This window comes from Sphaerothrix gracilis Ecp01 (assembly GCF_030405905.1).
Lineage (GTDB): Bacteria > Cyanobacteriota > Cyanobacteriia > Phormidesmidales > Phormidesmidaceae > Sphaerothrix > Sphaerothrix gracilis.
In genome coordinates, this window is the sequence record NZ_JASATW010000001.1 from 268,904 (window position 1) to 289,103 (window position 20,200).

Here is a 20,200-nt window from a genome sequence, read left to right on the forward strand (position 1 = left end):
CAACATACATGTTTTTTATGTCTTTATTTTGCCGCAAATTCCATTTTCCTGCTAGTAACAATTGCTTATGAGACCGTTTAAGAAGCCTGCTTCGCCAGCAGCGGCGCGGCCTGCAGCAGTGTTTGGGTATAGGGGTGCTGGGGCTGGGTGAAGAGGGACTCGGTGGGGCCAAGCTCAACAATTTTGCCTTTTTGCATCACGGCAATGCGATCGCAAAGATAGCGAGCCACCCAAAGATCGTGCGTGATAAAGAGATAGGTGAGATCGAATTCTTTTTTCAGCGTCAGCATTAGCTCCAGCACCTGAGCCTGAACGCTGGCGTCGAGCATACTGACTGGCTCATCGCAGATTAGCAGTTTGGGCTGGAGAATCAGGGCACGGGCGATCGCTACTCGCTGCTGCTGCCCGCCAGAGAGATCGCCGGGATAACGCCGAAAATAGTCCTCAGTTGGGGTCAGCCCCACCCGCTCTAGCATGGCATGAACTTGCTTAGCAGCGGCGGCAGGGGTCGCCAAACCGTGAATCAGTAATGGATCGGCAATGCCGCGTCCTACCGTCATCATTGGGTTGAGGCAGGCGTGGGGATCTTGAAAAATCATCTGGATTTCTCGCCGCTGCCGCAGCAGAGCCGAACCGGAGAGGGCCGTGAGGTCAGTGCCGTCAAACTCAACTTTGCCAGCGGTCGGACGAATGAGCTGCAAAATGGTGCGAGACAGGGTGCTTTTACCACAGCCCGATTCGCCCACCAGCCCTAAAATCTCGCCGGCATAGAGCGACAGCGTCACGTCGTCAACCGCCTTAATAGCGGCGCTAGCTTTCTGAGAAAACAGCCGCGAAATAAAGTTTTGCTCCAGCACATAGTGCTTTTTCAAGTTTTCAATTTTGAGCAACGGCTGGGGGGTGGCCGCCAGGTCTGCTACCGAAATCTGCTGCCCGCCCTCAACTTGGAGCTGCTGCGCCGCCGCCAAAAGCGATTGGGTGTAAGCGTGCTGGGGCTGATACATCACCGACTGCACCGGGCCGAGTTCTACCAGCTGGCCCCGGTACATCACCGCTACGCGATCGCAGTATTCCGCTACCAGCGCCAAGTCATGGGAAATCAGGATCAGGGCCATGTTGCGTTCCTGGCAGAGGCGGGTCAGCTCCCGCAAAATCTGGGCCGAAACCGTGACATCCAGGCTGGTGGTAGGCTCGTCCGCCACAATCAGCTTGGGATCTAGCAGCAGCGCCAGCGCGATCGCTACCCGCTGCCGCATACCGCCGCTAAACTCATGGGGATACTGGCTCCAGCGATCGCGGGGAATATTGACCGCTGCCAGGGTAGCGATCGCTTTTTCTTTGGCCGCCTGTTTAGAGAGCTGCGGCTGATGCGCGAGCAAGGTTTCGACGCAGTGATCGCCAATCGTCATCAGCGGATCTAGCCGGGTCATCGGGTCTTGGAACACCAGCGAAACTGCTTCACCGCGAAACTGTCGCAGCCGCTGGGGGGAAAAGCTGAGGATTGATTCGTCCTCAAAAGTGGCGTTGCCTTCAATCCGCGTTCCTGACGGCATCAGCCGCAGAGCCGCCCGGCCCAGGGTGGATTTGCCGCAGCCCGATTCGCCCACTAGGCCCAACCGCTCCCCCGGTGCCAGGGAAAAGGAGACATCTTCCACCGCCCAGTCAGACTGACCGGGATAGGCCACATGAAAGCGATCGATTTGAAACAGCGTCATGATTCCCCAGAATGCAGCGTGCAAGGATGATATGGGTGGAAGTTTGGCAGTCTCCGCATTTAGTGGAGACTGAGCCAGACTCAACCCCTGCGGTTCATCATCAATGGCTAGCGGTTCGCTCTAACCCCAATTGAACCAGCCGATCTACCAAATCCGGAAATGAAACGCCGCTGGTCTGCCACAGCATCGGGTACATGCTGGTGGCGGTAAATCCGGGCATGGTGTTGATTTCATTGATTAACACCTCGCCAGTCTCCTCCACATAGAAAAAGTCCACCCGTGAAATGCCTGCCGCGTCTACAGCCTGAAACGCCTGCAGCGCCATTTCCTGAATCCGGCGAGTCACTTCATCTGGCAAATTTGCTGGAATAGTTAAATCTGCCTGCCCTTCGCTGTACTTGGTTTCGTAGTCGTAAAAGTCACTGTTAAAGCTGATTTCCCCCACAACCGAAGCTTTGGGATTGTCATTGCCTAAAACGGCACACTCCACCTCGCGGGCCGTCACGCCCGCTTCCACAATCAGGCGGCGATCGTAGCTAGCGGCGCTGTCGAGAGCTTTTTCTAGCTCATCGCGCGATCGCACCTTAGAGATACCCACTGAAGACCCCAAATTCGCCGGTTTGACGAAGCAGGGATAGCCCAGTTCTGCTTCAATGCGATCGCAGAGCTTAGGAAACACACAGGGATTTGACCAGACCTCAGCCCGGGTCACAGCCACATACTTTACCTGCGGCAGTCCGGCCTGGGCAAAAGCCGTTTTCATCGCCAGCTTGTCCATTCCCACAGCTGACCCCAGCACCCCAGAGCCGACAAAGGGCACCTGCATCAGCTGTAGCAGTCCCTGGAGGGTGCCGTCTTCGCCGTTAGGGCCGTGCAGAATCGGAAACCAAATATCGACGGCGGCGACCTGATTAAGGACAGGGAGGCGATCGAGGGGAGATTGTGGATTGGAGGTGAGCGCGGCTGTTTCTGACGGGGCTGAAGGGGGACTGGCTTGAGCCTCTGAGTCCGCTAACTGCAGCGGCGTGCCTGCGGCTAAGACCTGCTGTGCGGCTTCGCCCATCAGCCAGCGACCCTCTTTACTGATATGAACAGGCAGGACTTCGTATTTGTCAGTGTTGGCCCCGGTAGAGAGCGCTTTGGCGATCGCCTGAGCGGAGCGAATCGACACCTCATGCTCACCGGAACAGCCGCCAAACAATAGGCCCACCCGCATCTTTGCCATTACCCGTTTCCTCCACCGCTGCCATTAATTTTGGCTAGCCTATCACGTTGGGCCATGCTCTGGCGCAAAAGAAAACCCCCGAGATCCCTCCAGGTCTCTCAGGGGTTATCAATCAGGGTGCATCTACCATTCCACTCTTCTAAAAAACAGCCGCCTATCCGGAAAGGTCGCTAAAATTTCCTAATTTTCTGGGTTGGCGGCGGCTTTGAGCTGCTCTACAAACTGCTTGTGCTCAGCAGTTGCTAGCCCCGCCTGCAAGGTTGAAAATACCTGTAGCATTTGGCCCGCTAGCAGATCTTCAACCGCCAGCCACAGCCCTGGAAACTGACGGCTGCGAATGATGCCCGCTGAGTCAGCCTCTATGAGCTGATAGTTTCCCTCTTCTAGGGCGAACCAGCTTAAAACCTGATCTAGCACCTGCCAGACAATGTATTCCCTGACGCCGTTGCGACGATAGGCCCGCTTCTTTTCGTACAAGTCAATTGACACGCTGCTGGCGGCCACCTCGATCACCAGCTCCGGCGCACCCACAATATAGTCATCTGAACTAATAGTCGCCTGTCCACCAGCCTCCGGCTGGATCAGTAAAACCGCATCGGGTTGAGGTTCATTGTCTAAATCTAGCTGTACCGTAGGGTTGTCGCCGAACAATACGTAAGGGGTAGCGGCTTCATAAAGAGACAACCAGCCTATGATCCTGCCATGAGGTTGACCGTGACTTCTAAAACGTAGGGCGGCGGGCATGTAGACTTTTCCCTCAATCAGTTCAGCTTTTTTCAGATGGGGCATTTGGGCGTAGCGCCGATGAAATTCCGGGCGGGTTAGGCGATCGCCTGCTTCTAAAGGAGGAACTTGGGCTGAGGGACGGCTTACCATAAAGCTGCTTTATAAAGGCTGTGTCGTCTATTTTATCGGCTACCTTTAGCAACAAAAAAGAGCGCGGTTAACCGCGCTCTGGCAAAACCCTCACTTTTACAAGATTAAGAGCTTACTGTAGCTGAGCTTCTTGGGTGATGTTGCGGCTCAGACGCTCATTGGTAGTCAGCTCAATCTTGACGCCTGAAGACTTCCAGATATCCTCAGCGTATTCTGCAATCGAGCGATCGGAAGAGAACTTGCCCATCCGCGCCGCATTGAGAATAGACATGCGCGTCCAGCGATCGCGATCGCGGTAAGCTTGGCTCACTTTTTCCTGGCAGTCAATGTAGGACTGATAGTCTGCCAGCAGCAGGTAATTGTCCCAGCTCAGAAGCGAGTCAATTAGCGGTTTGAACAGGTCAGAATTGCCATCAGAGAAGTCACCCTGCTGGATGGCGTCAATCACCTGCTTCAGTTCGGCATTGGACTGGTAGTAGTCCCAGGGGCTATAGCCGCTGGCTTTTAGGGCCTTGACTTCAGCAGCCGTCAGACCAAAGAGGAAGAAGTTTTCTGGCCCAACTTCCTGCCGGATTTCAATGTTAGCGCCGTCTAAGGTGCCAATTGTTAGCGCTCCGTTCATGGCAAACTTCATATTGCCCGTACCAGAGGCTTCCTTGCCCGCCATTGAAATCTGCTCCGACAGATCGGCTGCCGGATAGATATGCTGGGCCAGCCTGACGTTAAAGTTCTTGAGGAAAACCACTTTGAGGCGATCGCGCACGACCGGATCATTGTTAACCACATCTGCAACTGACGTGATCAGCTTGATCATCAGCTTCGCCATCGTATAGCCCGGCGCCGCCTTGCCGCCAAACAGGAAGGTACGCGGCGTAATGTCTAAATCAGGATTGGCTTTAAGACGATGGTACAGAGTGATAATGTGCAGCGCCATCAGGTGCTGACGCTTGTACTCGTGGATGCGCTTGACCTGAATGTCAAACATCGAGTCTGGATCAACTGTAATGCCGTTATGTGCCTGAATATAAGCTGCTAAATCACGTTTGTTAGCCTGCTTGATCTCCCACCAGTTGTGGCGGAAGCCCGCATCTTCAACGTGATTTTCCAGCTTTTTGAGATGATCGAGGTGCTGAATCCAGCTATCGCCAATGGTGTTGTTGAGCAGATGGGTGAGACGCGGATTGCTCAGAACCATAAAGCGGCGCGGGGTCACGCCATTCGTTTTGTTGTTGAACTTTTCGGGGTACAGCTCGTAGAAGTCCCGCAGCACATCCTTCTGCAGCAGCTCGGTGTGGAGAGCCGCTACTCCATTGATGGCATAGCTGCCAACACAGGCCAAATTCGCCATGCGGACAAAGCGCTCACCCGATTCGTCAATCAGAGACATACGGCGAATGCGATCGCCCTCACCCGGAAACTTGGCCCGTACCTCATCTAGGAAGTGATGATTGATTTCGTAAATAATCTCTAAATGGCGCGGCAGCATTTGCCCAAACATCTCAACCGGCCAGCGCTCTAGCGCCTCTGGCATCAGGGTATGGTTGGTGTAGGCAAACGTATTGCGGGTAATTTCCCAAGCCTGTGACCAGGGAATGCTGTGCTCGTCTACCAGTAGGCGCATCAGCTCAGCCACGGCGATCGCCGGGTGGGTGTCGTTGAGCTGCGCCGTGAATTTCTGGCTGAACTCGCTCAGAGGCAAGCCCTGGCGTAGCAGAATCCGAATCATATCCTGCAGCGAGCAGGAGACAAAGAAAATCTGCTGGGCTAGCCGCAGCTGCTTACCCTGAGAGACATTGTCATTGGGGTAGAGAACTTTAGATAAATTCTCAGACGAGATCTTTGCCTGAACCGCGCCCAGATAGTCACCGGAATTGAAGGCTTCAAAATCAAACGATTCAGGCGCTTGAGCTGACCACAGACGCAGCGTGTTACAGGTGTCTGTCTTGTAGCCCAGAATGGGCGTGTCGTAGGGAACGCCTTTAACGATTTGACGCGGAATCCAGCGGACGCGGTAGTGACCGTTGGCATCCAAATAAGGCTCAGTGTGGCCACCCAGCTTGACATCAACAGCCCAGTCAGGCCGAGCCACTTCCCAGGGATTGCCCAGCTTCAGCCACTTGTCCGTAAACTCGACCTGCCAGCCATTTTGCATTCCCTGCTTGAAGATACCAAACTCATAGCGAATTCCGTAGCCCAGAGCTGGCAGCTCTAGAGTGGCCATTGAGTCAAGGTAGCAGGCGGCCAGCCGCCCGAGGCCACCGTTGCCCAGACCGGGTTCTTGCTCTTGATCTAAAAGCGTGTCTAAGTCCAGCCCTAATTCTTCAATAGCCTGCTGGACTCGGTCATAAATGCCCAGGTTGATCAGGTTGTTGCCGAGCTGTGGCCCCATCAAAAACTCAGCCGAAAGATAAGCAACCGTGCGTGAACTTTGTTCTGTGTAGGTAACCGCTGTGCTAATCCAGCGTTGTAGCAAGCGATCGCGCACAGTGTAAGCCAGCGCCATGTAGTAGTCATGCTGGGTCGCTAGCCGGGGAAACTTGCCTTGAATGTAGAAAAGGTTGTCAAGAAATGCCCGCTTGAGGGTTTCGATACTGAGTCCTGTTCTGTCGTCTTCGACGTGAGCAGTCTCAATTTGCAGTTTTTGAGCGGTTTGCATATATAGATTCCTGTGGCAATCATGCTTCCGACATCAAGCCGAAAGACAATGCTAAACGAATGCGTAAACTATTTAAAACGTGTATTCCCATACTCTGGGTATCGGCCTACACATTTTGCCTTAATTAAAAAGAAAGAACTATATTACGAGAAAGTACACGTTCCGTACAAAATCGTTGTACGGCTCTGAGAAATTAAGCCCTTTTGAGAGCGCCTACCTGAGTGAAGATGAAGTTCTTGTTATGTTTTGCCGGTAAGGTGGCGGCGTGAGCAATGGGTCTGCTAATGGCCCAGGCCTCCAGTCTGCACAAGCAGTTTAGGGATAAATGCGTTACTGCAGCGTTGTTTTGGAGACAATGCGGGTGCGTTTGCGATCGCGCTCTGACAGTTCTTCGCCAGTCTGCAGCCGCGTAGCGTTTTCCTGCAGCACCGTCGCCGCATTTTGATCGCCCATCTGCAGCGCTGTTTTAGCAGCGGTTTGCAGTAGGGTGGCCGCACCCTGGCGATCGCCCTGCTTCAGCTTGTTTTCAGCAATTTGAGTTTGGCGGTATTTAGCTAGCGCTAGTACGTGCTGCTGTACCTGGTCGTTAGGTACGGGCTGATAGGTAGACTGTACGCTGGCCTCAACCGTCACCCGTTCGGAAGTAAGCCCCGTCTGTCCCTGAGCCGGATCGTCATACTGCACCTGCACCGAGGCAATCGGATGCGTCCCTATCGGCAACTGACTGATATAGAGGTTAGTCAAAATTACTCTGGGCGCGTCCACCATCAGATCGCCTAGGCGAATGCTCAAAGGAGCTGCATCGTCTGGAACCGGCAGCTCAACCGTTTCAGGGGCCACCTGAGCAATCGGCTTGAGTTCGGCTAGCCGGGCCTGAGGCGCTAAATCTAGTTTCAGATAGGCATTGGTTAGGCCAACGGTTTGCACGCGGCTAAACAGGCGATTGAACACATCTATGGCCGCCTCCGGCTCCTGAATGTAGGACAAACTACCGTTACCGGCATCGGCAATTTGCTCCAGAATGTCCTGATTCCAGCGATCGCCAAAGCCCAGCGTACTCAAGGTCAGATTATAGTCAGCCGCAAGCTGAGCCAGCTTCAGGCAGCGCTCGTTGTCGCCGTGTTCGTTCTCTCCATCTGTGAGCAAAAAGACCTGGGAAATGCTGTTCTGTCGCCCGACGGCGGCCTCCTCAATCCCCAACTTGAGGCCGTCGTCAATGCAGGTGCCGCCGCTGGCCTTAAGCTGATCGATCCGGCTCTTGATCACGATCGGTTCTTCTACAAGCTGATTTGCCACCAGCACCTTGGCCTTGTGGTCAAAGACGATAATTGAAATGCGATCGTGGGGCAACAGACCCTCTACAATCCGGTTCGCGGCCTGCTTCACCGTCTTTAGGGCCTTGCCCTGCATCGAACCGCTGTGATCCAAAATTAGGCACAAGTTAAGCGGGGCATTGCGACCGGGCTGCTCAGCGATCGCCGAAATGGCGATAGAAAGCTGCCGCTGATTGCTCGGCTGGGCCATATTCAAATTGGCATCGCTCAAACTGCACTGCAAACCCACCCGCATAACCTAAGACTCCTTATCTAATAAAACGTGGCTAATAAGTTTTGCCAATTCAAAGCTATCGCTTATAAATCCATAATTCTTGCTTCACTCAAAAATATTCATTTTCCGGCAGTCCTCCGGCGAACACCCCCACTCTGAATTACCCAAACTGCAAACCGAAATTCTCAGCCCACTCCTCCATCTCTCTTGACCCAAGTAGGGTTATCCGTCACCACCGCTACGTTCAACCACGCGCTACACTGTAAAAACCATTCTGCCTTTGGGTTTGAGCCTGTTATGGCCTAATTCTGAAGGCTTTGCGGATGGACTTTAGCAAACACTGCCGCTTTCACAGCTTTATGGATATTCGAGCTGTTCAGTCTCCTTATTATGGTGATGCTTCTTATCGCACACCGCCCCCGGATTTGCCGTCTCTGCTTCTGAAGGAACGTATTGTTTATTTAGGACTGCCCCTATACTCTTCAGACAACGTCAAACAGCAGGTAGGCATCGATGTCACTGAGCTAATTGTGGCTCAACTGCTGTATTTGCAGTTTGATGATCCCGATAAGCCAATTTATTTTTATATCAACTCTACGGGTACCTCTTGGTATGACGGCAACATGATTGGCTATGACACAGAGGCTTTTGCCATCTGTGACACCATGAGCTACATCAAGCCGCCGGTTCACACCATCTGTATTGGTCAGGCAATGGGAACGGCTGCCGTCATTCTGTCGGCAGGCACGAAGGGCTACCGCGCTAGTTTGCCCCATGCCCGCATTGTGCTGCATCAGCCTCGTAGTGGTGCTCAAGGTCAGGCTACTGACATTGAAATTCGCGCCAAGGAAGTGCTGAACAACAAGCGTACGATGATGGACATCTTGGCCAAGAATGCCGATAAGTCCCCAGAGCAGGTAATGAAAGATTCTGACCGCATGTTTTACATGAATGCGCATGAGGCTAAAGACTATGGCATCATTGACCGCATTCTAGAGAGTCCTTCAGAACTGCCGAAAACGCCTGCTGCTATCAGCTAGAAGCGGTTGCGGCAAAGTTTTCCGCCAGCTGCCTTTTCAACTTTCATTCTTGCTAACTCAGACAATTAAGAGAGAATAGCCATGCCTATCGGCACTCCCAAAGTTCCTTATCGTCTGCCGGGCAGTCAGTATACCCAGTGGATTGATATCTATACTCGTCTCAACCAAGAGCGCATCATTTTTCTCGGACAAGAGGTGACAGATTCGCTCGCCAACTCTATCGTGGCGGCCATGCTGTACCTCGATTCAGACGATCCCTCCAAGCCGATTTACCTGTACATTAATTCTCCTGGTGGCTCTGTCACCGCCGGGATGGCCATTTACGACACGATGCAGTACATCAAGTCCGAGGTCATTACTATTTGTGTGGGCTTAGCGGCTTCTATGGGAGCGTTCTTGCTGGCAGCCGGAACCAAAGGCAAGCGCCTAGCCCTGCCCCATGCTCGCATCATGATTCACCAGCCAATGGGCGGTACCGGGCAGCAGCGGATGCAGGCTACCGATATTGCGATTGAAGCCAGGGAAATTCTCCGCGTCAAGCGTGAGCTGAATGAGATGCTGGGCGATCGCACCGGCAAGTCCATTGAGCAAATTGAAAAAGACACCGATCGCGACTATTTCATGTCAGCGGCGGAGGCGATGGAGTACGGGCTAATCGATCGCGTGATTGAAGAAAAGAGCGAAGAAAAAGCTGTCTAGTTCAAACTGGGCAAAAACTGTAGCGAACGACTAACGAGTTGCTAAAGTGAATGGCAGAGTTATTTAGAATTCTGCCATCCTTCTAACGGATGACGCTTGCAGACGACTACCGAGTTTTGGGTTTAAGAGAGGGGGCCGCCTTTGCTGATGTCAAGGCGGCCTATCGGCGTTTGGCCCGGCGGTATCATCCAGACGCCAATGCCAATAATCCGCAGGCAAAAGAAAAATTTATTCAGGTGACAGAGGCTTACCGGGCGATCGCTCGTATCGTGCAGCCAGAGGCCATACCGGATAGTTCTGAGACGGACCTGCCTGTCGCCCAGGCTGAGCCTGCTATTCGGGTGAAGGCCCATCCCAGCCTGACACCGCAGGAGCAGGCTTTGAAGCAAACTTCCTTTGATCAGCTACAGATTCTTTTCAAGCAGCAAAAGCTGCCAAGAGCGATCGCTTTAGTAGAGGGCTTAGCCCAGCGTATGCCCCTTGATCCAGAGGTGAAGCAGTGGCAGGCCATCACCTATCAGCGCTGGGCCCATAATTTGACCGGCCAAAAAGAGTTTAGTAAAGCCCGCATTTATCTGAAAAAAGCGCTGCGCACCGATCCCCATAACCGGGCTTTGTGGCAAGCGATTAAACAAGATTTTGAACAGCTAGAGCGGGCTGCTGTGGGATCTCAGGCTGTTAACTCTAATCCTGAGGCTTGAGTTTTGAGAAAACGGTTCTAGACTGGCAGACCGATTGACAAACTAGCTAGAAATTTAAGCTTGGGCCTCACAGGTGTGATATAACTGCCGCAGCCGCTTTTTGGCGCGGCAGACTCGCTGCCGCAGGGCCACGTTGCTAGGTAAATCGTTAGCTTGAATCCAAAAATAGCTGCGAATTTCTTCCCAACTGAGCTGCTCAATAAATCTCAGCCGCAAAAGTTCGGCAGCAGCGGGATCGCTTTGGGCAAGGGTTTCCAGCGCCTGCCATAGAGCGCGGAGCTGAATTGAGAGATCGCTTGATTCAAAGGCATCTTCTTCCAAAGTCTGTGCCACTAGATCGAGACAGTCGGCATCCATCGTTAAGACGCGCTGGGCTTGACGATGGTGTTCACGAATAATATTGAGCGCCGTCCCCTTTAACCAGGCATGGGGATTGCTGATTTGCTTTCCCTGGCGGAGGGCTTTTCGACCACGCAAATAAGCCAGAGCTAAAATTTCAGCCGGTTCTGTGAATCGGTTTAGATGAAACTGGCGCAGATAGCGTTCGATTGTAGTCAATGTGGAATAGGCATAGGGATTTCCAGTTTCGAGGATTTCAGCAACGGCGATGTCTAGCGAATCATAAGACGGTGGAAAGATTTTTTTCATCGTCGTAGGGGGGCAAGCACCACTTTATAGTGGCAATCCTGACAAATTTGTGACAGGCTTGCTCAAATCACTATCCAGGTGATAAGTCGCTGATGTTGCGGCAACCCTACAATAGACCCATTCATCAGCCTTCTTCTCACGTATAGACCGGCCTATCTCCAAAAAGCTGGCATTGAACTGCGTTGCTTTACAAGCGTCGAGCCGTCAAAGCCATAGATTTTAGATAAAGTTATGGCCTCTCCCTTTCCTGGAATGGATCCGTAATTGGAAATACTTGGAAAATCCTGACCTTTGGCCGGAAGTGCAGAGTTGACTGACTTTGGCGATCGCTGATGTCTTCAGTTAGCGATCGCAGCTTCCTCTCTAACCGCGATCGCCAAATATTTCACCGTTATTCTGGAGCTGTGCTGGTAGGCCCTTGGCCCAGCATGGCAACCGCCTGAATTAGGGCTTGAGGTTCGATGGGTTTAGAGAGGTGCTGTTGAAAGCCAGCCTGCAATGCTCGCTGCCGATCGACATCTCTGGCGTAAGCGGTGAGGGCGATCGCGGGCACCCGACCGCCTTGATTTTGAGGGCGCGAGCGAATCTGCTGAATTAGCCTATAGCCATCCATTTTCGCCATACCCACGTCGCTCACCAGCACGTCGGGAATAGATCGATCGAGAACCTGCAGTGCTTCAAATCCAGAAGCAACAGCAGTTACCTGGGCACCGCTTTGTTCCAGCAGAAATGCCTGAAACTCACGAGTATCCGCATCATCGTCTACTACCAGAATTTTTAGGTTAATCAAAGAAGCCTCTGCTATGGCATGGTCATGCCGCGATTCTAACTCGCTGGACTGCGTAGGCCAGCTGAAGGGCAACTGTACGGTAAAGACTGCACCCTGGCCTTCTCCTTCACTCTCGGCCCGAACGGTACCCCCATGCATTTCCACAATTTGCCGTACGATGGCTAGCCCCAAGCCCAAGCCGCCGAACTGCCGGGTTGTTTTGGAATCTGCCTGACGGAAATAATCAAATACGTAGGGTAAAAACTGCCGTTCGATCCCTTTGCCAGTATCAGAGACTTGAATCTGAGCGAACTGATCAAGTTGCCGTAGTCCAATGGTCACTTGTCCCCCTTTTGGCGTGAACTTGACAGCGTTTGTCAGCAAGTTCCAAAGGACTTGTTGTAAGCGGGCGGCATCGCCGGAAACGGGAGTGATCTGAGTCGTTAAGTCGAGTGAGATTTGAATGTTTTTAGCTTCGGCTGCCAGCTTCACTGTTTCCACTGCTGCCGCAATCACCAATGTTAAATTGACAGGGGCGGCTGTTAAGCTCAGCTTGCCCTGCATAATGCGCGAGATGTCGAGCAGATCGTCAATCAGCTGCGTCTGTAATTTGGCGTTGCGCTCAATTGTTGTCAGGGCTTTGCGTTGACGCTCGGCGTTGAGATTGCCGTTTTGCAGCAAGTGCGTCCAGCCGAGGATCGGGTTAAGGGGCGATCGCAGCTCATGAGATAGCACCGTAAGAAACTCATCTTTGAGCCGATTTGCTCGTTCGGCTTCTTCTCTAGCAGCCTGTTCTTTGCGCAGCATCTCTTTGCGATCGCTTAAGTCAATCGCGAAGAAAAAGCCCCCCTCTGGGTTATTTGTAAAGCCTGCTCCACCCAGCAAAATGGGGACACGATGCCCCCGTTTATGAATGAAATCTTTCTCAAAAGGCGAGCAAATCCCGCGCAAGTCAATCTCAGCGATGGCTCGTTGGTCGCGCTCAGCCTGCTCTGGCGGAGTCAGTTCTTGCCAGCTGAGCCGCCCCTCGTTCAGGTCTTGTCGGGTGTAGCCGATAATATCGAGTAAGGCATCGTTGGCATCGGTAATGCAGCCCAATCGGGTCCAGATACCCATGCCAATCATATTGCACTCAAAGATGCGGCGAAACTGAGCTTCACTGAGACGCAATGCTTCCTCAGCTTGAATCTGTTCGGTGACGTTCCTGAAGTAGATCGTAATGCCATTGATAGCCGGATAAGCACGAGCTTCGTACCACCGATCATGATCGGAATAAAATGTCGTCAGCGATTCAGCTACGCGATCGCGCATAACGCGGCGGTGCATCTGCTCAAACTCACTGCCCTGTAACCCCGGAAATTCTTCCCAGAGATCTTTACCAATTAAATCGCCTGGCGTGCGATTGAATAACCGGTGAGCGGTCTGGTTCACATAGGTAAATCGCCAATCGTCATCGAGGGCAAAAAAGGCATCCGTAATGCTCTCTAAAATATCGCGGCTCTGCTTCTCGCTGACTCGCAGTGCCGCTTCTGCTTGCTTACGTTCGGTGATATCAATCGCCGCCCCATAAACAATTTGATCTTGTGGATAGAGATGAGCGTTCCATAGCAGCCAGCGATAAGAGCCATCTTTGTGGCGATATCGATTTTCAAACGCCAAAGTTGGACTACCAGAAAACAGGCTGTCGGTTTCTGACACCGATGAGTTGATGTCATCGGGATGAACAAAGGATCTCCAGGGACGAGAGGTCATTTCCTCTATCGTCCAACCGAGCAATCGTTCAAACGTGGGACTCACCCACTGAAAGTAGCCGTCTGTTCCAGCAACTACTTGTAAATCTGACGCGACAGCCAAGAATCGCTCTCGCTCTCGCTCAACCTGCTGTCGCTCCAGCTCAGTGGCAATTCGATCGGCAAAGACCGTTAGCAAAGACTCTACTAAATAGACCTGCTCCAGTGGTTTGCCGTCCATCACGCCCAATACACCTAAAGGCGTGCCGCTGGAGTCAAAAAAGGGAATCGCCATATAGCTTTCAATGGCAAGTTGCTGCAGCAGCGAATCGCGGGGAAAGTGAGCTTGCACATGGCGCGGATAGCAGCAAATTTGACGCTGCATAATCACTTCCCAACACGGTGTCCCCTGCAGCGGGTACTCCAGGTTTGCACTGGCTTGACCGTGGGCATGGAGGGCGATCGTTCGGAATACTTTAGGAACATCACCTTCTATGACGCTGATATAGGCATAGTTGACGTCCAAAACTTGGGCAAAGTGCTGCACTAGCGCCTTTAGAAAGTCCCCTCCTGTGGCCCTTGCGACGCCTTGGGTGATTGATCGCAAGGCAACATCGATTTGAGCGATTTGATGGGCTGCCAGTCTCAGTTCCAATTCATCGACCACCATAGCGGCCAAGTCAACTAGCGTGGCTTGCTGCTCTGGCGTTAGGGGGGCGCGAGGTTGGCTGTCGAGCAGGCAGAGGGTGCCCAGATTGAAGCCGTCATGACTGAGCAAGGGCGCACCGGCATAAAATCGTACGCCCGGCTCGGCCTGAACAAAGGGATTGCAGGCAAAGCGCTCGTCCAGCCGGGTATCAGGAACAATCAGCGGCTCATCAGTTAAGACCGCAAAACTACATAAAGTGGCATCCCGTGGCACTTCACTAGCCCCAAAACCAACACAAGATTTAAACCAGGCTCTCGATTCATCTACTAAGGAAATGAGGGCAATGGGACTGTCAAATAAACGCGCCGCCAACCGGGTAATGCGGTCAAAGGCTACTTCAGGAGGCGTATCGAGAATCTGGTAGCGGTGCAGCGCCGCTAACCGCTCAGTCTCATTTGCGGGGACAGGTGTAGTCAATGGCTTTGGCGGCAAAGTGTTGGACATCTTTAACCAGAGCGTGAATCAAAAACGAAGCGGGAACGAGGCATCGATAATCTTGATTGATTCGTGTTTTCATCATATAGCGGTGATGAATGTTATCGAGCTATGGACCTCGATCGAACTACGCTATGGCTCCGCTTCACACCCAAAACGCCAGTTGGGCAATGGGCAACTCCATTGGGCCCCTAGAACAGCCTCAAAGCCCAGGCTGCTCTAGGAAGCGCGATCGCAAAATCAGGTCTCAGCCCGTTCGACAATCACGGTCTAAATCGAGCTGCCAGCCAGCGGCGATCGCCCATCTTGCCTCAAGCGGCAGCATCAACGCGTGGGCGCCGCGTCCCCTCTACCCGGCGGATGTCGCGCCAGATTTGCGTCGCCGCCAGCGCCCCGTCAGATGCCGCCACCACCACCTGATTTAACCCTGCCTTGAGATCGCCAATGGCAAAGATGCGGGGATGAGAGGTGCGGCGCATCTCGTCTGTAACCAGGTTATTTCCCTGCTTTTCTAAACTCAGGCCCTCTAGATAGTCGGCATGGTAGCGCGACCCCATAGAAATTAGCCCCGCATCAAGTGACACGGTAGAACCGTCCGTCAGCTCAACCCCCGTCATCTGATGATTCCGGCCTAGGAACTGCTGAATGGGGGTTTCTACCAGGGTGAAGCCAAGATTTTCATAGTGCTGGCGCTTCTCTGGGCTGACAGAGAACTGGCCGTGGGTGAACAGGGTGATATAGGGCGTAAACCAGCGCAGTGGCTCAGCTACGCCTAGAGCGCCTTCAGAACTGGCAAAAACTCCTACCTGCTGGTCGGCAATCTCATAACCATCACAGATGAGACAAACGTGCAGATTGTAGCCCGCGTAGTCAAACACGTTTTGCATGTTGCTGAGCTGAGGCAGATTGTCGATGATGCCGCTGCCCGCAATTAGATAGCGCGTGCGGAATGTCTGTTCAACGCTATTTTTCCGCCCAATTTTCACTTTGACCAGAAAAGTTTCGCCCTCGTCAATCACCTCTTCTACAAAGGCGTTGAGATAGTCGCCGCCGACTGAGAGGTAATGCTCTTTGCCCTGTTTTAGTAAGTCTCGACCTGGCGTATCAGGGGGCAGTCCGAGATAGTTGTGCAGTTCCTGCATCCAAAACGAGCGGGCTTTCCCCTTGTCGATAATCAGGCTGTCAAGCAGATAGCGCTGCAGGTAGATACCAGCGGAAAGTCCGCCAGCTCCCCCACCAACTACGACGGCGTCATAAATGCGATCGCTGCGATCGGCAACTGTTTTCTTCGTTAAAAGCATTGTTAACCTCGAAATTGACTTTAACTAATTGACTACAAACTAATTGACTACAAAAACAAACCTTCTAGATGATAGGCAGGCAAACAAAATTTTTAGGCTCTCACACCCACCATCAGCATCATCTGCCGAATAATCGTCTCGTAGTAGGGCACACCGCCCTGAGCCCGGGCAATCAGCATACCGCCCTCTAACAGAGAGAACATCAGCTTGGCCATTGCTTCAATATCGCCCAAAAAAGCTAGCTCTCCCGCCTGTCGCCCCTGGGCCAAAATTTGAGCTAGCTGCCGCTCATTAGCCTGATAAAAGCCTGATACCCGCTGGGCCAAAGGGCTTTTCAGCGTCTCTAGCTCGGCCCCCAACATACTGCAAAGACAAGCCTGAGTTTGATCCCCGCATTCGAGCTTGGCGACAAATAGCTGACAGTATCGCTGCAGCTTTTCGACAGAACCGACATCAGCGCTCAAAATCGCCTCTAACCGCTTTAGAAAGCTTTCGTTATAGCGATCGAGCAGGGCTGCTACTAAATCGTCTTTAGTGGGGAAATGGTAGTGAATGCTGGCCTTGCGAATACTGATGGCTTTGCTGATGTCCTGGTAGCTCATAGCGTTGACGCCAACGCGCTCAATCAGCGCCTGAGCTGTGTCCAGGATTTGGGTTTTAGTATCGATTGCCTCCATGTCGCCATTCTACTAGAAGGTAGGTGAACAGATCAACCCTAATTTACCCTGCGGGCTGCAAGTAGCTCTTAAAGCATTAAGCCTGATTCAGCGATCGCGGAAAAGTTAGGGTGAAGGTAGAACCTTGATTAGGAACTGATGTTAGCTCAATCTGCCCCTGCAGCAGCACTACCAAGCGATTGACAATCGCCAGTCCTAACCCCGTTCCCTCTTCCTGTTCATCTAGTTCGGCGCTGCCGACTCGAAAATAAGGTTCAAAAATGCGCTCCTGCATCTCAGGCGGAATGCCAATGCCTGTATCGGCGATCGCAATTGTCCATGACTGCCCGTCTAGCTGTTCGCAGGTCATGCGAATGGTTCCTTTCTCGGTGTAACGCACGGCATTACTCAGCAGGTTGCTGATAATCTGTCGCAGCCGGACTTCATCCGTCGTCACTTCAGTCGGAGCGCGATCGCAGTCCATCACGACGGTCAGCTGCTTCTGCTGAGCCAGCGGCAGCGTGTTGGCAACCAAATCGTCTAGCAGCTCTCGCAGCGGAAAAGCGTCAATATCAAGCTCTTGCTGGCCCAGTTCAGATCGAGCCATGTCTAGGCTGTTGTTGATCAGCGCTAAGAGATGACGACCGTTGCGAATAACCCGCTCAATGTTTTGCAGATCGGCAGGGTGACTTTCCCCTTGCTCTGTGCGGCCCTGAAACTTTTTCAGCAAAAGACTGGAAAATCCTAGAATCGAGTTCAGCGGATTTTTCAGCTCGTGGGCTAGCTGAGAGAGCTGTTCCTGATGTAGCCGAGCCAAACGGTTTAGCTCTTGCCCGGTTAGAGAGAGCTGCTCCTCAATCTTGACTAAATCGGTCAGGCGCTGCTGAATGTAGCTCTCTAGGCTGACAATAATGACGTGATCGAGGACGGAATTGATGGTCCGCGCTGCGTTTAGGACCTCTATGGCCGTCCCGGTCAGTAAATCTTCTTCCAAAGCCGCAAAGATCACCTCTCGCAGCAGGCGATACTCACGGGCAATCTCTGAGGCATCAAAGCCCTGTTCTGCCCTGACAATGCCGTGCTCTAAGCTGTTGCAGTTGAGGCCATCCGTATCATCTTGAATGTCTTGGCTCAGCAGCGTGGCGATCGCCTCTAGTACCTCAGGCAGGCTATCGTAAATGGCTTCATGGGTAAGCTGCCGTACGCTGTCGATTTCGCCATCAGCCAAAACCGATACCATCCACTGCTTGGTAATAGGCTTCACTTTACGCAGTAGCGCCCGACCCAGATCCTTCATAGCTATACGGTGTGTCTATAAACTTCTAGATAGCTGCTAAGCGGCGTTGGAACAAAATGACTGGAACTTTGGCAGTCCAACGTAAAAACGGAAATACGGGCAACTGGCAGATCTCGCGTAGAAAAATCGAAGATGATAGACACAATCGCTGGCTGTGACAGGTAAAATCTTTGCCATTGACCACAGCGTGTATTCTATTGAGCAGTCAAGATTGTTGCGCTAGCCTTACAAGCTAAAGAGCAAGTATGTGATCTCCAGTTTACTGGGTAAGGAGTCAGTTTTATGTGCGGAATCGTTGGATATATTGGCACCCGGCCCGCTAGCAGCATCCTGTTAGAGGGTTTGCAAAAGCTGGAGTATCGTGGCTACGACTCGGCAGGAATCGCCTCGATCTTAGAAGGCGAGCTGCACTGCACGCGGGCGAAGGGCAAGCTAAAAAACCTGCAAGACAAGCTAGAAGGCTCTGAAAATCCAGCGCGCGTCGGTATTGGTCATACTCGCTGGGCCACTCACGGCAAACCTGAAGAATATAACGCTCATCCCCACACGGATACGGCCCGGCGCATTGCCGTGGTGCAAAACGGCATCATTGAAAATTACCGGGAACTGCGCGAAGACCTCAAAGCCAAAGGGCATAAGTTTCTCTCCGATACGGACACCGAGGTGGTGCCCCATCTGATTGCGGAATTTATGAAAAATCCGCCCCACGAGCTGAGCCCGCTGAGCCTGCAGTCACTATTTCTAGAAGCGGTGCGACTGGCGGCCAACTGCCTGGAAGGGGCTTTTGCGCTGGCGATTATTTGCGTAGATTTTTCCGATGAGTTAATCGTGGTGCGGCAGCAGGCACCGCTGCTGATTGGCTTTGGCCAGGGAGAGTTTTTCTGCGCTTCAGATACGCCTGCGATTGTGCCCCATACGCGGGCGGTGCTGCCGTTAGAGAATGGCGAGCTAGCGCGGCTGACGCCTATGGGAGTGGAGGTGTATACGTTTGCGGGCGATCGCCTCAAGAAGTTTCCCCGCACCCTCAACTGGAACCCCATCATGGTGGAGAAGCAGGGATTCAAGCACTTCATGCTCAAGGAAATCTACGAGCAGCCAGGAGTCGTCCGCACGGGGATTGAAACCTATATTGACGAAACCTGGAGCTTGGATAGCCACACCTCTCCAGTGCGCTTAGACCTAGACCCAGAGCTACTACAGGGGCTAGAGCATATTCAGATTGTGGCCTGCGGCACGAGCTGGCACGCCGGACTCATCGGTAAGTATCTGCTAGAGCAGCTCGCCGATATTCCCACAATGGTGCAGTATGCCTCGGAGTTTCGCTACTCGCCCTCGCCGCTGACGCCAAATACACTAACTATCGGCGTCACCCAGTCTGGAGAGACAGCCGATACGCTAGCGGCCCTGGCAATGGAGCTAAAGCGGCGATCGCAGCAGGCAGAGGTCAAGTTTCAGCCGCGTCTGTTGGGCATCACGAACCGGGCAGAAAGTTCTCTAGGGCGCATGGTGTCCCACATTATTGACACCCACGCGGGAATTGAGATTGGCGTGGCTGCTACCAAAACCTTTACCGCTCAGGTAATGGCTTTCTACTTTTTAGCCCTAGAACTGGCCTATATTCGCAAAACCCTGTCACCAGAGCGGTTCAGCACGATTTTGACCGAAATGCGCCAGCTTCCGGCTCAAATTGAGCTGATTTTAGAAAGCCAGGAGCGCTATATCGAGGAGTTGGCCCATGATTTTGCTGAAACCCAGGACTTTATCTTTCTGGGGCGAGGCATCAACTTCCCGGTGGCGCTCGAAGGCGCTTTGAAGCTGAAAGAGATTAGCTACATTCACGCGGAAGGCTATCCAGCAGGCGAAATGAAGCACGGGCCGATCGCGCTGCTGGATGCCAAAGTACCTGTAGTGGCGATCGCCATGCCCGGTTCTGTTTACGAAAAGGTGCTCTCCAATGCCCAAGAGGCGAAGGCCCGCGATGCTCAGCTCATCGGCGTCGTGCCCCTAAATGACCCTGAAGCCGAGGATACCTTTGATTCTTTGCTGCCCGTGCCCACCGTAGACGAGCTGCTCTCCCCCATCCTGACGGTGATTCCGCTGCAGTTACTGGCCTATCATATTGCTGCCCGTCGGGGTCTCGATGTCGATCAGCCGCGCAACTTGGCTAAGAGCGTCACGGTGGAGTAAAGCGATTA

Annotated in this window: 14 protein-coding genes; 4 read left to right on the top strand and 10 right to left on the bottom strand. The window is 52.8% G+C overall.

The genetic code is table 11. The features are described from left to right. Window positions 1-77 precede the first annotated feature (77 nt). The 5 genes from QJQ48_RS01255 to QJQ48_RS01275 form a co-directional block, all read right to left on the bottom strand. Complete coding sequence (locus QJQ48_RS01255) at window positions 78-1,715, bottom strand: dipeptide ABC transporter ATP-binding protein (RefSeq protein ID WP_346289357.1); 1,638 nt, start codon at window positions 1,713-1,715, stop codon at window positions 78-80. A gap of 100 nt (window positions 1,716-1,815) precedes the next feature. Beyond that, complete coding sequence (locus QJQ48_RS01260) at window positions 1,816-2,940, bottom strand: D-alanine--D-alanine ligase family protein (RefSeq protein WP_346289358.1); 1,125 nt, start codon at window positions 2,938-2,940, stop codon at window positions 1,816-1,818. Window positions 2,941-3,120: 180 nt separating this feature from the next. Continuing rightward, complete coding sequence (locus QJQ48_RS01265) at window positions 3,121-3,816, bottom strand: Uma2 family endonuclease (protein ID WP_346289359.1); 696 nt, start codon at window positions 3,814-3,816, stop codon at window positions 3,121-3,123. Window positions 3,817-3,928: 112 nt separating this feature from the next. After that, window positions 3,929-6,472: a glycogen/starch/alpha-glucan phosphorylase gene (locus QJQ48_RS01270; RefSeq protein WP_346289360.1), complete on the bottom strand. Its 2,544-nt coding sequence runs from the start codon at window positions 6,470-6,472 to the stop codon at window positions 3,929-3,931. Window positions 6,473-6,802: 330 nt separating this feature from the next. Beyond that, window positions 6,803-8,041: a vWA domain-containing protein gene (locus QJQ48_RS01275; protein WP_346289361.1), complete on the bottom strand. Its 1,239-nt coding sequence runs from the start codon at window positions 8,039-8,041 to the stop codon at window positions 6,803-6,805. A gap of 338 nt (window positions 8,042-8,379) precedes the next feature. Here QJQ48_RS01275 and QJQ48_RS01280 point away from each other — a divergent pair, with 338 nt between their 5' ends. The 3 genes from QJQ48_RS01280 to QJQ48_RS01290 all read left to right on the top strand — a co-directional run bounded on the left by QJQ48_RS01280 (window position 8,380) and on the right by QJQ48_RS01290 (window position 10,460). After that, a complete protein-coding gene (locus tag QJQ48_RS01280; RefSeq protein ID WP_346289467.1) occupies window positions 8,380-9,060 on the top strand; it encodes an ATP-dependent Clp protease proteolytic subunit in 681 nt (226 codons plus the stop codon). An 81-nt stretch (window positions 9,061-9,141) separates the two neighbouring features. Continuing rightward, window positions 9,142-9,759 (top strand): ATP-dependent Clp protease proteolytic subunit, encoded by a 618-nt coding sequence (locus tag QJQ48_RS01285; RefSeq protein ID WP_346289362.1) that lies wholly within the window; start codon window positions 9,142-9,144, stop codon window positions 9,757-9,759. Window positions 9,760-9,848: 89 nt separating this feature from the next. Next, window positions 9,849-10,460: a J domain-containing protein gene (locus tag QJQ48_RS01290; protein WP_346289363.1), complete on the top strand. Its 612-nt coding sequence runs from the start codon at window positions 9,849-9,851 to the stop codon at window positions 10,458-10,460. A 54-nt stretch (window positions 10,461-10,514) separates the two neighbouring features. Here the strand turns inward: QJQ48_RS01290 and QJQ48_RS01295 are convergent, their stop codons facing one another. From QJQ48_RS01295 to QJQ48_RS01315, 5 genes are all read right to left on the bottom strand, one after another. Further along, window positions 10,515-11,108, bottom strand: a complete 594-nt coding sequence (locus QJQ48_RS01295) for an RNA polymerase sigma factor (protein WP_346289364.1) — start codon at window positions 11,106-11,108, stop codon at window positions 10,515-10,517. 391 nt (window positions 11,109-11,499) lie between these two features. Further along, the gene (locus QJQ48_RS01300; RefSeq protein ID WP_346289365.1) at window positions 11,500-14,760 is read right to left on the bottom strand and encodes a PAS domain S-box protein; all 3,261 of its coding nucleotides are present in this window, start codon (window positions 14,758-14,760) and stop codon (window positions 11,500-11,502) included. Between the two features lie 302 nt (window positions 14,761-15,062). Further along, window positions 15,063-16,052 (bottom strand): NAD(P)/FAD-dependent oxidoreductase, encoded by a 990-nt coding sequence (locus QJQ48_RS01305; protein ID WP_346289366.1) that lies wholly within the window; start codon window positions 16,050-16,052, stop codon window positions 15,063-15,065. Window positions 16,053-16,144: 92 nt separating this feature from the next. Next, the gene (locus QJQ48_RS01310) at window positions 16,145-16,729 is read right to left on the bottom strand and encodes a TetR/AcrR family transcriptional regulator (protein WP_346289367.1); all 585 of its coding nucleotides are present in this window, start codon (window positions 16,727-16,729) and stop codon (window positions 16,145-16,147) included. 76 nt (window positions 16,730-16,805) lie between these two features. Beyond that, a complete protein-coding gene (locus tag QJQ48_RS01315; protein ID WP_346289368.1) occupies window positions 16,806-18,005 on the bottom strand; it encodes a sensor histidine kinase in 1,200 nt (399 codons plus the stop codon). A gap of 282 nt (window positions 18,006-18,287) precedes the next feature. Here QJQ48_RS01315 and glmS point away from each other — a divergent pair, with 282 nt between their 5' ends. Next, a complete protein-coding gene (gene glmS, locus QJQ48_RS01320; protein ID WP_346289369.1) occupies window positions 18,288-20,192 on the top strand; it encodes a glutamine--fructose-6-phosphate transaminase (isomerizing) in 1,905 nt (634 codons plus the stop codon). The last annotated feature ends 8 nt before the right edge of the window (window positions 20,193-20,200 follow it).